This window comes from Saccharothrix tamanrassetensis, from assembly GCF_014203665.1.
Classification (GTDB): domain Bacteria; phylum Actinomycetota; class Actinomycetes; order Mycobacteriales; family Pseudonocardiaceae; genus Actinosynnema; species Actinosynnema tamanrassetense.
In genome coordinates this window covers 199,437-213,913 of the sequence record NZ_JACHJN010000010.1, presented here as the reverse complement: position 1 = coordinate 213,913, position 14,477 = coordinate 199,437, and the positions used below count along the sequence as shown (strand labels likewise).

13 protein-coding genes are annotated in these 14,477 nt (G+C 70.9%); 8 read left to right on the top strand and 5 right to left on the bottom strand.

Going from position 1 to position 14,477, the window contains the following annotated elements; all coding sequences use genetic code 11:
• Positions 1 to 119: 119 nt before the first annotated feature.
• From FHS29_RS28675 to FHS29_RS28665, 3 genes are read left to right on the top strand one after another with little or no spacing between them, the layout of a single operon-like run.
• Positions 120 to 1,247 carry a M20 family metallopeptidase gene (locus FHS29_RS28675; RefSeq protein WP_184695874.1) on the top strand — a complete coding sequence of 376 codons (1,128 nt, stop codon included), beginning with the start codon at positions 120 to 122 and terminating at the stop codon, positions 1,245 to 1,247.
• Between the two features lie 28 nt (positions 1,248 to 1,275).
• Complete coding sequence (locus FHS29_RS28670) at positions 1,276 to 1,626, top strand: metalloregulator ArsR/SmtB family transcription factor (RefSeq protein WP_184695872.1); 351 nt, start codon at positions 1,276 to 1,278, stop codon at positions 1,624 to 1,626.
• Positions 1,623 to 2,120: an SRPBCC family protein gene (locus FHS29_RS28665; RefSeq protein ID WP_184695870.1), complete on the top strand. Its 498-nt coding sequence runs from the start codon at positions 1,623 to 1,625 to the stop codon at positions 2,118 to 2,120. Before FHS29_RS28670 ends, FHS29_RS28665 begins: the two co-directional genes overlap by 4 nt.
• Before the next feature lie 169 nt (positions 2,121 to 2,289).
• Here the strand turns inward: FHS29_RS28665 and FHS29_RS28660 are convergent, their stop codons facing one another.
• Positions 2,290 to 4,140, bottom strand: coding sequence for an ABC transporter ATP-binding protein (locus FHS29_RS28660; RefSeq protein ID WP_246440963.1), 1,851 nt, complete (start codon positions 4,138 to 4,140; stop codon positions 2,290 to 2,292).
• A 146-nt stretch (positions 4,141 to 4,286) separates the two neighbouring features.
• The gene (locus tag FHS29_RS28655; RefSeq protein ID WP_246440930.1) at positions 4,287 to 5,486 is read right to left on the bottom strand and encodes an FAD-dependent monooxygenase; all 1,200 of its coding nucleotides are present in this window, start codon (positions 5,484 to 5,486) and stop codon (positions 4,287 to 4,289) included.
• Between the two features lie 89 nt (positions 5,487 to 5,575).
• Between FHS29_RS28655 and FHS29_RS28650 the strand changes: the two genes are divergently transcribed.
• Positions 5,576 to 6,577, top strand: a complete 1,002-nt coding sequence (locus FHS29_RS28650; RefSeq protein WP_184695864.1) for a TetR/AcrR family transcriptional regulator C-terminal domain-containing protein — start codon at positions 5,576 to 5,578, stop codon at positions 6,575 to 6,577.
• A gap of 24 nt (positions 6,578 to 6,601) precedes the next feature.
• Entirely contained in the window at positions 6,602 to 7,501 is a 900-nt protein-coding gene (locus FHS29_RS28645) for a proteasome assembly chaperone family protein (RefSeq protein ID WP_184695862.1), read from the top strand.
• 85 nt (positions 7,502 to 7,586) lie between these two features.
• On the opposite strand, the gene FHS29_RS28640 is transcribed toward FHS29_RS28645, so the two are convergent.
• Positions 7,587 to 8,558, bottom strand: coding sequence for an LLM class flavin-dependent oxidoreductase (locus FHS29_RS28640; protein ID WP_184695860.1), 972 nt, complete (start codon positions 8,556 to 8,558; stop codon positions 7,587 to 7,589).
• A gap of 275 nt (positions 8,559 to 8,833) precedes the next feature.
• On the opposite strand from FHS29_RS28640, the gene paaZ reads away from it, so the two are divergent.
• On the top strand, positions 8,834 to 10,858 hold the full coding sequence (gene paaZ, locus FHS29_RS28635) for a phenylacetic acid degradation bifunctional protein PaaZ (protein ID WP_184695858.1): 2,025 nt from the start codon (positions 8,834 to 8,836) through the stop codon (positions 10,856 to 10,858).
• A gap of 92 nt (positions 10,859 to 10,950) precedes the next feature.
• Entirely contained in the window at positions 10,951 to 11,790 is an 840-nt protein-coding gene (locus FHS29_RS28630) for an aldo/keto reductase (protein ID WP_184695856.1), read from the top strand.
• 111 nt (positions 11,791 to 11,901) lie between these two features.
• On the opposite strand, the gene FHS29_RS28625 is transcribed toward FHS29_RS28630, so the two are convergent.
• Positions 11,902 to 12,555, bottom strand: a complete 654-nt coding sequence (locus tag FHS29_RS28625; protein ID WP_184695854.1) for an MOSC domain-containing protein — start codon at positions 12,553 to 12,555, stop codon at positions 11,902 to 11,904.
• A 96-nt stretch (positions 12,556 to 12,651) separates the two neighbouring features.
• Here FHS29_RS28625 and FHS29_RS28620 point away from each other — a divergent pair, with 96 nt between their 5' ends.
• Positions 12,652 to 13,380: a hypothetical protein gene (locus tag FHS29_RS28620; protein ID WP_184695852.1), complete on the top strand. Its 729-nt coding sequence runs from the start codon at positions 12,652 to 12,654 to the stop codon at positions 13,378 to 13,380.
• A 376-nt stretch (positions 13,381 to 13,756) separates the two neighbouring features.
• On the opposite strand, the gene FHS29_RS28615 is transcribed toward FHS29_RS28620, so the two are convergent.
• Positions 13,757 to 14,458 (bottom strand): peptidylprolyl isomerase, encoded by a 702-nt coding sequence (locus tag FHS29_RS28615; protein ID WP_184696168.1) that lies wholly within the window; start codon positions 14,456 to 14,458, stop codon positions 13,757 to 13,759.
• Positions 14,459 to 14,477: the final 19 nt, after the last annotated feature.

Sequence of the window (14,477 nt, the reverse complement as noted above, 5' to 3'; positions counted from 1 at the left end):
TACCGGTCGCCGGCGGGCCTCGCGAATCCTGGGTGTGATCGGCCGACTCCGCACAGCTACCACCAGGCGATGGTCCGCAAGAGCGGTTGCTCCGATCGTTCCTGCGGCACGATGGGCCCGTGGATGACTTCCTGGCATTGGCGGACGAACTGCTGCGCATCCCGTCGACGGCGGACCGGCCCGCGGACTTGGCGCGGGCGTTGGACTTCGTGCTCGACGTGGTGGGCCCGGACTTCACCGTGGAGCGGTTCGAGTCGGGTGGCAAGCCGAGTGCGCTGGTCTACCGGGGAGCTTCCCGCCGTCCGTTCCGGGTGATCTTCAACGCGCACCTGGACGTCGTGCCGGGATCGCCGGAGCAGTTCGTGCCCAGGCGGGAGGGATCCCGGCTCTACGCGCGCGGCGCGCAGGACATGAAGCTGTCGGCGCTGGTCCTCGCGTCGGTGTTCCGGGACGTCCCGACGTCGTTCCCGGTGGCGTTGCAGCTGGTCACGGACGAGGAGGTGGGCGGCCGGGACGGCACGCGGCACCAGCTCGACCAGGGCGTGACCGGGCGGTTCGTGGTGATCGGGGAGCACAGCGCGTTGCGGCTGGTCACGGAGTCGAAGGGGCTGGTCGGCGCGCGGATCGACGCCCCGGGCCGGGCCGCGCACAGCGCGTACCCGTGGCTGGGGGACAACGCGCTGGTCAAGCTCGTGCGCGGGATCGACGCGCTGCTGGCGGCGTACCCGCCGCCGACCTCGGAGGCGTGGCGGACCACGGTCAACGTGGCCCGGGTCGAGACGTCGAACACCGCGACGAACCAGATCCCGGCGGACGCGTCGGCGTGGTTGGACATCCGGTACCCGCCGGAGGACTCCGCGTTCGACGGGCGTTCCGCCGACGAGATCGCCGCCCACCTGTCGGAGGTGTGCTCGCTGCCGGTCACGGTGAACCACGTCGAGCCGCCGCACCGGGCCGACCCGTCGAGCGTCGACGTGGCGGCGTTGCGGGCGGCGGCCCGTGAGCAGGGGTTCTCCGGGGACTTCCTGCGCAAGCACGGCGCGGCCGACTCGCGGTTCTACTACCAGCGCGGGGTGGACGCGGTGATCTTCGGTGTCGGCGGGGACGGGCAGCACGGGCCGGACGAGTACGCCGACCTGGACACGGTGGAGCCGTACCGCCGGGCGTTGAGCGCCTACCTGCGGTCGTTGCCCGACTCCGCGGTCGACTCCCGATCCGGTCGTCCGGTTCCGCCGGGCGTTGCGTGATGTGTAACCCATCGGTTACGCTTCAGCGGTGGACGAGGTGGCCGGAGCGATCGCGGACCCCGTGCGGCGGGAGATCCTGCTGATGCTGCGCGCGTCCCGGCTGCCCGCCGGGGAGATCGCCGCCCGGTTCGACATCAGCCGGCCCGCCGTGAGCAGGCACCTGCGGGTGCTCCGGGAGAGCGGCCTGGTGCGCGACGAACTCGTTGGCAGGCAACGGTTCTACTCGCTCGACCCGACACCGCTGGACGGGCTCGCCGACTGGCTGGCCCAGTTCGCCCGGCCGACCGGCTGGGAGCACCGCCTCGACGCGCTGGAAACCGAGGTCTACCGGACCCGTCGCGAACACCGCGCGGACCGGCGAGAGGAGAACACCGCATGACCCGTCCACCCTCCGGCCGGCTGATCCCGGTCGGTTCAGGCCCTGCCCACGACCTCGTGCTGATCCGCACGTTCCGCGCGCACGCGGAGGACGTGTGGGCCAGTGTCACCGAACCCGCCCGCACCGCCCGCTGGTTCGGCTCCTGGGAAGGCGACGCCGCACCCGGTCGGACCATCAAGATCCAGATGGCCTACGAGGAACAGCAGCCGTGGATGGAGGCGCGCATCGAGGCGTGCGAACCGCCCATGCGGCTGGCCGTGTCCACCATCGACGACCAGGGCACGTGGCGGCTGGAGATCTTACTGTCCGAAGTGGACGGGATCACCGAGCTGAAGTTCGTGCACCACTTGGACTCCGCCGAAGGTGCCGGCGATATCGGGCCGGGCTGGGAGTACTACCTGGACATGCTCGTCGCGTCCCGCGAGGGCAGGTCGCTGCCGGACTTCGACTCGTACTACCCGTCGATGAAACCTCACTTCGAAGCGCAGGTCTGAACGCGCCGGACCGCTCGCGCCCCGGCGCGTCCGGCGAACAGGCTCGTCCAGGTCCGCATCGCGCTGGGCGAGCCGCCGAGTCGGCCGCCGCGACGGCCCTCCCGGCCGCGTCGGAGGTGTGGGGGCCGGGAGGGCGAGCCGGGAAGTCGGGGCGGCGGGGGCGAGGAAGTCAGGAGACCGTTGCCTCCTCGGCGAACTGGGTGCGGTAGAGCTCTTCGTAACGGCCGCCGGCGGCGAGCAGGTCGGTGTGCGTGCCGCGCTCCACCACCCGGCCGTCCTCCACCACCAGGATCAGGTCGGCGGCGCGGATCGTGGACAGCCGGTGCGCGATCACCACGGCCGTGCGGCCGTCCAGGGCTTCGGCGAGCGCGGCCTGGACGGCGGCTTCGGACGTGGAGTCCAGGTGCGCGGTGGCCTCGTCCAGGATCACCACCCTCGGCTTGGCCAGCAGCAGGCGGGCGATGGTGAGGCGCTGGCGCTCGCCGCCGGAGAGCCGGTAGCCCCGCTCACCGACGACGGTGTCCAGACCGTCCGGCAGGGCTCGGACCAGGTCGAGCAGCCGGGCGCGCCGGAGCACGTCCCAGAGTTCGTCCTCGGTGGCACCCGGTTGTGCCAGCAGGAGGTTCGACCGGATCGACTCGTGGAACAGGTGACCGTCCTGGGTCACCATGCCGAGGGTGTCGCGCAGGCTCTGGGCGGACAGGTCGCGGACGTCCACACCGGACAGCGTGACCGAGCCTTCGTCCACGTCGTAGAGGCGGGGGAGCAGCGAGGCGATCGTCGACTTGCCCGCGCCCGACGAGCCGACCAGCGCCACCACCTGGCCGGGTTCGGCGCGGAACGACACGTCGTGCAGCACCTGCACACCGCCCCGGTTGTCCAGCACCGCGACCTCTTCGAGCGAGGCGAGCGAGACCTTGTCGGCCGACGGGTAGGTGAACCGCACGTTCTCGAACTCCACCGCGACCGGTCCGTCCGGAACCGTGGTGGCGTCCGACTTCTCGGTGATCAGCGGCTTGAGGTCGAGCACCTCGAACACCCGCTCGAAGCTCACCAGGGCGCTCATCACCTCGACCCGTGCGCCGGCGAGCGCCGTCAGCGGGGCGTACAGGCGGGTGAGGAGCAGGGCCAGCGCGACCACCGAACCGGCGTCGAGCCGGCCGGTGAGCGCGTAGAAGCCACCGAGCCCGTAGACGAGGGACAGGGCCAGCGCGGAGACCAGGGTGAGCGCGGTGAGGAACACCGTCTGCACCATCGCCGAGCGGACCCCGATGTCCCGCACGCGGCGGGCGCGGGTCGCGAACTCGGCCGACTCCTGTTCGGGGCGGCCGAACAGCTTGACCAGCGTCGCGCCGGGCGCGGAGAACCGCTCGGTCATCTGCGTGCTCATGGTGGCGTTGTGGTTCGCGGCCTCCCGTTCCAGTCGGGCCAGCCGGGAGCCCATGCGGCGGGCGGGCAGGACGAAGACGGGGAGGAGGACCAGTGCCAGCAACGTGATCTGCCAGGAGAGGCCGATCATGACCACCAGGGTCAGGACCAACGTCACGAGGTTGCCGACCACGCCGGACAGCGTGTCGCTGAACGCGCGCTGGGCACCGATCACGTCGTTGTTCAACCGACTGACCAGCGCGCCCGTGCGGGTGCGCGTGAAGAACGCGATCGGCATCCGTTGGACGTGGTCGAACACGGTGGTGCGGAGCCCGAGGATGAGGTCCTCCCCGATGCTCGACGACAACCACCGCGACACCAGCCCCAGCGCGGCTTCGACCACGGCGATCCCGGCGATGAGCCCGGCGAGCCCGAGCACCACGTCGAACGACGAGCCGCTGACGATCGCGTCCACGATCCGCCCGGCGAGGACCGGGGTGGCCACCGCCAACACCGCCACCACCACGCTGATCACCAGGTACTGCGTGAGCCGGGTTTTGTGCGGTCTGGCGAACGACCAGATCCGCCGCAGCGTGGCCTTGGAGAACGGCCGCTTGTCGTCGTGGGCGTTGGTCACGTGGTAGAGCGACATCCACGCGGTGACTTCCATGTCCATGGCGCGAACGTAGGACCTCGATCGAGCTGGAGGTCAAGGTTCGCCCACATCCACCACTCACCGACCGTCCACCGATCGCCCACTCGCCACCCACTTCGCGGCGGAGCGGGGCGGGCGGTGGGTCAAGGGGTTCGCACGGGGTAGTCGGGCAGGGTCACGGTGTTGGCGATCTTCTGGAGGTCGCCGCCGAACAGCTTCGCCGCACCCGGGATGTGGGGGATCACGCGCAAGGTGAAGTCGCGCATCCTGATGAACCACCGCGAATCCGGCAGCAGCCCGGCCATCCCGCCGAGCGCGAACTCCTGGCACTGCGTCACGTACTCGCGCATCGCCTCCTCGTACCGCCGGAACGCCGTGGTGTGGTCACGCGAGGAAGCCAGCTCGCCCGCCAGCAGGTACGCGCCGACCAGGGCCATGCTGGTGCCGTTGCCCGCCATGGGCGACGCGCAGAACGCGGCGTCCCCCAACAGCACGACCCGACCGCGCGACCACGTGTCCATCCGGATCTGGCACAGGCGGTCGAAGTAGAAGTCGGGGCTCGTCTTCAGGTCCGTCAACAGGCGCGGCACCTGCCAGCCGTCGGACGCGAACGTCCGGGCGATCAGGTCGCGTTGGAAGGCGTCGTCCCGGCGGTCGTGGGGGACCTCCGGGGACTTGAAGACGAACATCGCCTTCGCCTGCCCGCCGGGCGTCGGGTAGATGCCGGCCGTCCGGCCGGGAACGGTGTGCATGAGCATCCAGCCGTCCAGGTCCTCGCGCCGCGTGGTGCTGAAGATCGACGTGTACGCGCCCATGTCGTGCACGAACGACGACTCCGGGCCGAACGCGAGCGCGCGCACCTTCGAGTGCAGGCCGTCCGCCCCCACCACGAGGTCGAAGCGGCGCGGCGCGGACCTCTCGAAGGTCACGTCCACGCCGTCCGGGGTTTCGGTCAGGGACGTGATGGTGTCGTCGAAGAGGTACTCGACGTCGTCCGCCGTCTGGTCGTGCAGGATGCGCACGAGGTCGCCGCGCAGGATCTCGATCTCCGCGATCGCGCCGCCCGAGTCGCCCATCGTGTCGGACGCCATGGTCGCCGTGCGCTTCCCCGACGCGTTGACGAACGCCATGCCGCGCGCCCCGGTGTGGGCGGCGCGGACCTCGTCCAGGACGCCCATCCGCTCGATCACCTGGCGCGCCGTGCCGCGCACGTCCACGGCTTGGCCGCCGGGCCGGGGCGCGGGTGCGCGTTCGACGACGGTGGGGGTCAGGCCGTGGTGGCGCAGCCAGTGGGCGAGGGCGGGGCCGGCGATGCTGGCGCCGGAGATCAGTACGCTACTCATGCGTACACCGTACATGCGCGCACTACGTCGTCAATTAGTCTCGTGTGCACTAGTGCACTACGGTAGTGCACTAGTGCGGAGGTGGGTCGATGACGGGCGCGGTGTACCAGCGGATCGCGCGGGACATCCGGCAGCGGATCGAACGGGGCGAGTTGCGCCCCGGTGAGCGGGTGCCGTCCACCCGGGAGATCACCGCGGCCTACGGGGTGGCGATGGCCACGGCGACCAGGGTTCTGGCCGCCTTGCGGGAGGACGGGCTGGTGCGGCCGGTCGCCGGGGTGGGAACGGTCGTCGCGGTGACGGCGGGCGAAGGGGTGGGGAGAACCGCTGCCGAAGGGGTGGGTGGAACAGCGGTCGAGAATGCGGGCAAGAAGGCGGTCGAGGAGTCGGTCGAGAAGACGGGCAGGAAGGGTGAGCCGGAGCTGACCGGTGAACGGCTGGTCGCCGCCGCCGTGGACCTCGCCGACCGGGAGGGGATCGCGAGCCTCTCCATGCGTCGCGTCGCGGCTCGGCTCGGAGCCGCTACCATGTCGCTCTACCGGCACGTGCCGGGCAAGGACGACCTGGTCCTGCGGATGATCGACACCGTGATGGCGGGTCGGCCGCTGCCGGACCCGGCACCGGAGGTCGGCTGGCGGGTCCGGTTGGAAACGGTCGCCCGCCTCCAGTGGGAGCTGTTCCGGGAGCACCCGTGGCTGGCCGGCGCGATGTCCATGACCCGCCCGCAACTGCTGCCCAGCGCCATCGCGCACACCGAGTGGATGCTCCGGTCCCTGGACGGCCACGGCCTTACGATGGAGGAGATGCTGCACGCCTCGGTGACGCTGTTCGGTTTCGTGCGCGGCATCGCGGTGAGCCTCGAACCGGAGGCCGAGCAGCGGCAGCACACCGGGATCACCGACGACGAGTGGCTCGCCCGGCAGGCCGACGTGATGGCGGGCATCGCGACGTCCGGGCGGTTCCCGATGTTCGCCCGGGTGATCGGGACCGAGGTCGACCTGGAGCTCGGCACGCTGTTCGAGTTCGGTCTCGCCCGGATGCTGGACGGGATCGGGGAATGGATCAGCGCCCGCGCTGCGTTGAACGGCTAGAGGACTACCTGAGGGAGGCACGAGGTGGCGCTGGACCCGGAGGATCTGTTCGAGGTCGACTCCGACGTCCCGGACCTGGGCGGAGCGGTGCTGCTGCACCACTTCGACGGCTTCATGGACGCCGGCGCGGCGGGCTCGGCCCTGGTGGACCACCTGCTCGCGGTGCACGAGCACCGGGTGGTGGCCCGGTTCGACGTGGACGACCTGATCGACTACCGGGCCCGTCGGCCCACGATGACCTACGCCGCCGACCGGTGGGAGCACTACGACGCTCCCGAGCTGGTGGTGCGCCTGCTGCACGACTCGGTCGGCACGCCGTTCCTGCTGATGACCGGCCCCGAGCCGGACCGCCGCTGGGAAGCGCTGGTGGCGGCGGTGCGCTCGCTGGTCGACCGGTGGGGCGTGCGGCTCGCGGTGAGCTTCCACGGCATCCCGATGGGCGTTCCGCACACGCGGAAGCTGTCGGTGATCTCGCACGCCACGCGGCCGGAGCTGGTCGTCGAGTCGTCGCCGTTCAGCCGGGTGCAGGTGCCGGGCAACCTGTCGGCGCTGCTGGAGTACCGGCTGGGCCAGGCCGGGCACGACGCGATGGGATTCGCCGCGTACGTGCCGCACTACCTGGCGCAGGGCACGTACCCGGCGGCGGCGGTGGGTCTGCTGGAGTCGCTGACGAAGGCGACCGGTCTGGTGATCCCGTCCGCCGCGCTGCAGGAGGCGGCGCGTCGCACGGACGCCGAGATCGCCCGGCAGGTCGGGGAGTCGGAGGAGGTGGCGCAGGTCGTGGAGGCGTTGGAGCGGCAGTACGACGCGTTCACCGAGGCTTCGGAGAACCTGCTGGTGGGCGAGGACGAGTCGCTGCCCAGCGCGGACGAGCTGGGTGCGGAGTTCGAGCGCTTCCTCGCGGAGCAGCAGCGGGACCGCTGACGGTTCACCCGGCTCGGTTTCAGGCCTCGGTGTCGGGCTTCGGTGTCGGGCTTCGGGCGAGGTGCGCCGGCTCCGGGGCCGTGGTTCACCCGAGGTAGAGGGCGGCCAGTCGCTCGTAGGACGCGAGCATGGCCGCCCTTTCGTACGTGCTGGTGGTGACCAGCACTTCGTCGGCACCGGTTCGCCGGACGAGGCCGTCCAACGCCTTGGCCGTCTCGGACGGGGTGCCGAAGACGTGGCCCCGCAACGACTCCTCGAAGTACTTGCGCTCCCGCGCGGACATGTCCAGGGCCAGGACGTCCTCCGGCGGACGCAGGGCCGGGAACTCGCCGCGGGTCCGCGAGTAGGCCATCGCCCACGCCTCGGGCAGCAGCAACCGCCACGCGTCCTCGGTGGTGTCGGCCACCGCGACGGTCGACGAGACGACCACGTACGGCTCGGCCGCCCACGCCGACGGCCGGAACCGCGCCCGGTAGCCGTCGATCGCCCGCAGCATGGCCTCTTCGCCCCGGATGGCGGCGATGACCAGCGGCAGGCCGTGGGAGGCCGCTACTTCCGCGCCGGCCCCGGTGGCCAGCACGAACGCGGGCACGCGCAGCCCGGTCGCGGGATAGCCGGAGACGGCGGCGTCGCCGGTGAAGTACGACAGCAGTTCGTCCAGTCGGACGCCGAACTCGTCGGCGTCGCGCTTGTCGTGGCCCAGTGCCCGGCGGACGGGCTCGGTGAAGCCGACCGAACGGCCCAGGCCCATGTCGATCCGGCCGGGGAACAGGGAAGCCAGCACGCCGAACTGCTCGGCCACCACCAGCGGCTGGTGGTTGGGCAGCATCACGCCGCCGGTGCCGACGCGGATGCGCGAGGTCGCCGAGGCGATCGCCGACGCCAGCACGGTGGGCGCGGACCCGGCGACACCGGGCACGCCGTGGTGCTCCGACACCCAGAAACGGTGGTAGCCCAACGCTTCCGCCTGCCGGGCGAACTCCACGGTGTCACGCAGGGCGTCCGCGTGGGACGCGCCCGCGCGGGTGCGCGACCGGTCCAGGACGGAGAGCTTCACACCTGGTGCAACAGCCGGGCGTGAGCCGGGATTCCGATCACCGGCGGCTGGTGTCGGTGGCCACGCCCGGCCGCGTCATCGCTCCCTGGCCGGGGCGTCGCGGCCGTCGGCTCTGATCGGCTCGTGCATCCGGTGGTCGTGCCGCAGTGGGCGCCGGTCGTGCAGGCCTCGCGCGCAGTGCCCGGAGTTGCTGTACACCCTCCGGGCGGGACACGATGATTACTCTCCGGTAGGCCGGAACACCCACCGGCACTCGACAGGGAGGTCGACACCCGATGGCCATGTTGCGCAGCTACGTGTCCGGTCACTGGCACACCTCGTCCGCCGAGGGCGCGCCGTTGCACGACGCGGTGACCGGTGAGGAGATCACCCGCATCTCGTCGGCGGGGGTCGACATGGCGGCGGCGTTGGACCACGGCCGCCGGGTCGGTGGGCCGGCGTTGCGGGAGCTGACGTTCCACCAGCGGGCGGCGCTGCTCAAGGCACTCGCTTCCTACCTGCGGGAACACCGGGACGAGCTGTACGCGCTGTCGGCGCGGTCGGGGGCGACGCGGACGGATTCGCTGATCGACGTCGACGGCGGCATCGGCGTGCTGTTCGGGTACGCGAGCAAGGCCAAGCGCGAGTTGCCCAACGACACCGTGTACGTGGACGGGGCCGTCGAACCGCTGAGCCGGGGCGGCACGTTCGTCGGTCAGCACATCGGGACGCCGTTGCGCGGCGTTGCGGTGCAGATCAACGCGTTCAACTTCCCGATGTGGGGACCGCTGGAGAAGTTCGCGCCCGCGTTCATCGCCGGTGTGCCGTCGCTGATCAAGCCCGCCTCGCAGACCGCGTACATCACGGAGAAGCTGGTCGCGCTGATGGTGGCTTCGGAGCTGCTGCCGGAGGGATCGGTGCAGCTCGTGTCGGGTGGCGCGGAGGACCTGCTCGACCACTTGACGGCTCAGGACCTGGTGGGTTTCACGGGATCGGCGTCGACCGCGCAGCTGCTGCGGACGCACCCGGCGGTGGTGCGGTCGTCGGTGCGGTTCAACGCCGAGGCCGACTCGTTGAACTGCTCGATCCTGGGACCGGACGCGGTGGCCGGGACGCCGGAGTTCGACCTCTTCGTGAAGCAGCTGGTCAGTGAGATGACCACGAAGGCCGGGCAGAAGTGCACGGCCATCCGGCGGGCGCTGGTCCCGGCGTCGTCGCTGGACGAGGTGGCGGAGGCGGCTCGGGAGCGGCTGGCGAAGGTCGTGATCGGGAACCCGGCGAACGAGTCGGTGCGGATGGGCGCGCTGGCCGGGCTGGAGCAGCGGGAAGAGGTCCGGCGGTCGCTCAAGGCGTTGCTGGAGGCGGGGGAGGTCGTCTTCGGGTCGCCGGATCGGGTGGAGGTCGTCGACGCGGACGCGGAGCGCGGGGCGTTCCTGTCGCCGGTGCTGCTGAAGGCCGACCCGGACCAGCCCCAGCCGCACGAGGTGGAGGCGTTCGGGCCGGTGTCCACGTTGCTGCCCTACGACGGGGTGGCGCACGCCGTGGAGCTGGCGGCCCGGGGTGCGGGGAGCCTGGTGGGGTCGGTGGTGAGCTACGACGCCGACTTCGTGCGCGAGGTGGTCCTGGGGGTCGCGCCCTGGCACGGGCGGTTGCTGGTGCTGGACCGGGATGACGCCAAGGAGTCGACCGGGCACGGGTCGCCGCTGCCGGCGTTGGTGCACGGCGGACCGGGGCGCGCCGGTGGCGGGGAGGAGATGGGCGGTGTCCGAGGGGTGCTGCACCACCTCCAGCGGACGGCCGTGCAGGGGAGCCCCAGGGTGCTGAGCGCGGTTACCGGGCGGTGGGTGACGGGTGCTTCGCGGCGCGAGTCGGAGGTGCACCCGTTCCGGAAGTCGTTGGCGGAACTGCGGATCGGGGACTCGGTGGTGGCCGGGCCCCGGGTGGTGACGATGGCGGACATCGAGCACTTCGCGTCGTTCACGGGGGACACGTTCTACGCGCACATGGACGAGGAAGCGGCGGCGGCGAACCCGTTCTTCGGGGGACGGGTCGCGCACGGGTACCTGGTGGTGTCGTTCGCGGCCGGGTTGTTCGTGTCCCCCGAACCGGGGCCGGTGCTGGCCAACTACGGGCTGGACAACCTGCGGTTCCTGACGCCGACGTTCCCGGGCGACGAGCTGACGGTGACGTTGACGGCCAAGCAGATCACGCCTCGGGAGGACCAGGAGTACGGCGAGGTGCGGTGGGACGCCGACCTGGTGAACCAGAAGGGCGAGTCGGTGGCGAAGTACGACGTGCTGACGCTGGTGGCGAAGGCGTAGGGCGGAGCGGGAACAAGCTGCCCGGTTCGGTGGGTTGGGCCTGGTGGAGCAGTCGTGCCGGATGTGAACCGAACAACGAAGGAGCACCTGAGGTGTCCGATACCTTTGTGCTGGGTGGAGACCTGACCGTCAACCGCTTGGGCTACGGCGCCATGCGGTTGACCGGCGAGGGCATCTGGGGCTACCCGGCCGACCGGGACAACGCGATCGCCGTGCTGCGGCGCGCGGTGGAGCTGGGGATCGACTTCATCGACACGGCGGACTCGTACGGCCCGCACGTCAACGAGGAGCTGATCCGCGAGGCGCTGCACCCGTACGCGGACGACCTGGTCATCGCCACCAAGGCGGGGCTGCTGCGGACCGGTCCGAACGTGTGGCCGATCCTCGGCAAGCCCGACTACCTGCGGCACGCGCTGGAGGGCAGCCTGCGCCGGCTCGGCGTGGAGCGCATCGACCTGTTCCAGCTGCACCGGATCGACCCCGAGGTGCCGCTGGAGGACCAGATCGGTGAGCTGAAGAAGTTCCAGGAGGAGGGCAAGATCCGGCACATCGGACTGTCCGAAGTGGACGTCGAGCAGCTGGAGGCGGCGCGGGCCATCGCGCCGATCGCGAGCGTGCAGAACCTCTACAACCTGGCGAACCGGCAGCACGAGGCGGTGCTGGACTACGCCACGGAGAACGGGATCGCGTTCATCCCGTGGTTCCCGGTGGCGACCGGTGAGCTGGCCCGGCCGGGCGGGGTGCTGGACTCGGCGGCGAAGGACCACTCGGCCACGCCCGCGCAGCTGGCGTTGGCGTGGTTGCTGCGGCGGTCGCCGGTGGTGCTGCCGATCCCGGGCACGTCGTCGTTGGCGCACCTGGAGGAGAACACGGCGGCCCGGTCGATCGAGTTGACGGACGAGGAGTTCGAGAAGCTGTCGGCGTTGAGCTGAGGGTGGGGCGGGTGGTCGGCCGTGCTGTGAGGTCGACCCCACTCCGGGGTCGACCGTGCGCTGAGCTTGACCGTGCTCTGAGGTCAACCGTGCTGTGCGGTCGACCGTGCGCTAGGCGGGGTCGGGCGTCAACCGGCGCTCGGCCCGGCTGCGGACCACGTCCGTGAGGAGGTCGCCGGCGTCGAGCAGGCGGGGCAGCAGTTCGGGCTCCAGGGTCAGCGCGCGGAAGGCGAGCCGGATGGTCACGTCGTGGTCGGGGCGCTCGACGAGTTCCGCCGGGTCGCCGGCGGTGATGGTGCCGGCTTCGAGGACGCGGAAGTACGCGCCGGGCACGGCCTTGCGGGTGAAGGTCTTGACCCAGCCGCTCTCCTCCATGACACCGGCGAACGTGCGGCACGGGATGCGCGGGTTGGTGACCTGGAGCACGGCGGTGCCGATCCTCCAGCGTTCTCCGATCAGCACGTCGGACAGGTCGATGCCGGCGGTCGTGAGGTTCTCGCCGAACAGTCCGGGTGTGAGGTCGCGGCCGAGTTCCGCGGCCCAGTCGTCCAGGTCCTCGCGGGCGTAGGCGTAGACGGCCTGGTCGGGGCCGCCGTGGTTGCGGCTGTCCGAGATGTGGTCGCCTGCCAGGCCGCTGCCGACCTCGATCGGGGCGCTGACCTGTACGGGGCCGGTCACCGGGCGCTTGCCGATGCCGGTGTGGCCCAGCGCGGCCGGGTCGAAGTCGGTGCGGGTGCCGATGTTGACCGAAAGCACGTGAGGCATGCTGCAACGGTAGCCGAGGTAGTTTGCGGGTTCGCACTCCTTATCCCGCGCCGGTGCGCGAGGATGGGCGCCGTTCACCGTTTCGTGGGGGAAGTCATGCGCAGGTCCGTGGTCCCGTTGCTGCTGTGCGTCGGCGTGTTGACGGGGTGTGCGGCAGAGCGGACACCGCTTCCCGCGCCGACGTTGGAGCCGGTGGCGCGGGACACGGCCGGGCTGGTGAAGGCGCTGGTGTCGCGCGCCGACGAGCAGTACTCGGTGCGGTTCGACGCGGAGACGACCATGTCCGGGCGGCGGGTGCGGGTGGACGGCGGGCTGCTGCGTGCCCGCGAAGGCCGGTTGCTCACCTTGCGCGAGGACGCGGTGGACGTGGTGGTCGTCGCCGACGCCGGGTACGCGCGGACCAACGGCGGTTCCTGGAAGCGGTTGAACCGGGCGGATCGGGCGCCGTTGAAGTCCGGGTCGACGGTCGAGGGGATCGTGGACGAGGTCGATCCGCGATCGGTGGTGGCGAGCCTGCGCGGGGCGCTGATAGTGGAGAACGCCGACGAGACGGTGGACGGCGTGCCGACCCGGCGGTACACGATGCTGGTGGATCTCCGGTCGCAGGCGGAGCAGACGCCGGAGCTGGCCCACCGGGCGCAGTTGTTGGCGGCTTACGAGTCGGGGTTCACGGCCACCGCGGTGGTGTGGGTGGGACCGGGGAACCTGCCGGTGCGGGTGGAGCAGACGATGAAGACGTTGGAGGACAACGTGTTTCAGCGGACGGTGCATCGGTACGCGGATTGGAACGCGGATATTCGGGTTGTGGCGCCGGCGGTGGGGTGATGGCGTGTCGGGGGTGGCAGGGGTGAAGGGCGAAAAGCGTCCTCGCCGGATGGGCGTCCTCGCCGGTCGGGCAGGCCGCTAAGGGTCTCCGAAGGGCGGAAAGCGTCCTCGCCGGACGGGCAGGCCGCCAAGGATGCCCTCCAAAGCTCTGCGAGCCTTCGCGCTCTGCGAGCGTGAAGACTCTTGAGCGTTGGTGGGTGGCTGCGTGTCATCCCCGTATGGCCTGTCGAAGACGACCACGCTTGTCCAGGCAGGTCAAGCGAAGGGCGTGCTTGACCTGCCTGGACAAGCGTGGTTGCCCTGCGGGCAGGCCATACGGGGATGACACGCAGCGGGTGTGGGGTGTGCGCTTGGCGCGCAGCTCGGGGGTCTGTGGTCAGCAGCCCTTCTTGGCTCGGCTGATGTCCACGGGTCGGGCTGGGCGGCCGTCCAGTGGGGCGGGGTTGTCCGGGGTGGGGGCGATGCCGGTGGCGGCGATCTTGTCGAGGGTGGTCAGGCCTTCGGGCTTGATGGTGCCGAAGACGGTGTAGTTCGGGCGGAGGATGGAGTCCGAGGTGACCAGGAAGAACTGGCTGCCGTTGGTGTCGGGACCGGCGTTGGCCATGGCCAGGGTGCCCCGGGGGTAGATGCGGCGTTCGCCGGTGGGGTCGTTCGGGGCCGGCTTGAGGTCGGTGGGCAGTTCGTCCTTGTACTTGTAGCCGGGCCCTCGTTCGCCGGTGCCGGTGGGGTCGCCGCATTGCAGGACCTTGAGGGTCGGGTAGGCGGTGAGGCGGTGGCAGGTGGTGGCGTCGTAGAACTTCTTCGTCACCAGGTGCAGGAAGCTCTGGACGGTGCAGGGGGCCTTGGCCCGGTCCAGGACCAGGGGGATGTTGCCCTGGTTGGTCTTCAGCAGCACGTCCGCCTTGCCCTTGGACGGGGTGCGCCTGGGGTCCGGTGGGAGCTTCACCGGGCGGGCCGCGGGGTCGTCGGGGGTCTTCGTGTAGGCGCACGGGCCTTTCGTCACGTCTGGGTCGTGGGTTGTTTCCGGGTTGCCGGACGCTTGGGCCACACCGCTGCCCATGACCACCATCAGCACCATTGCCAGGAGGATCCTCACG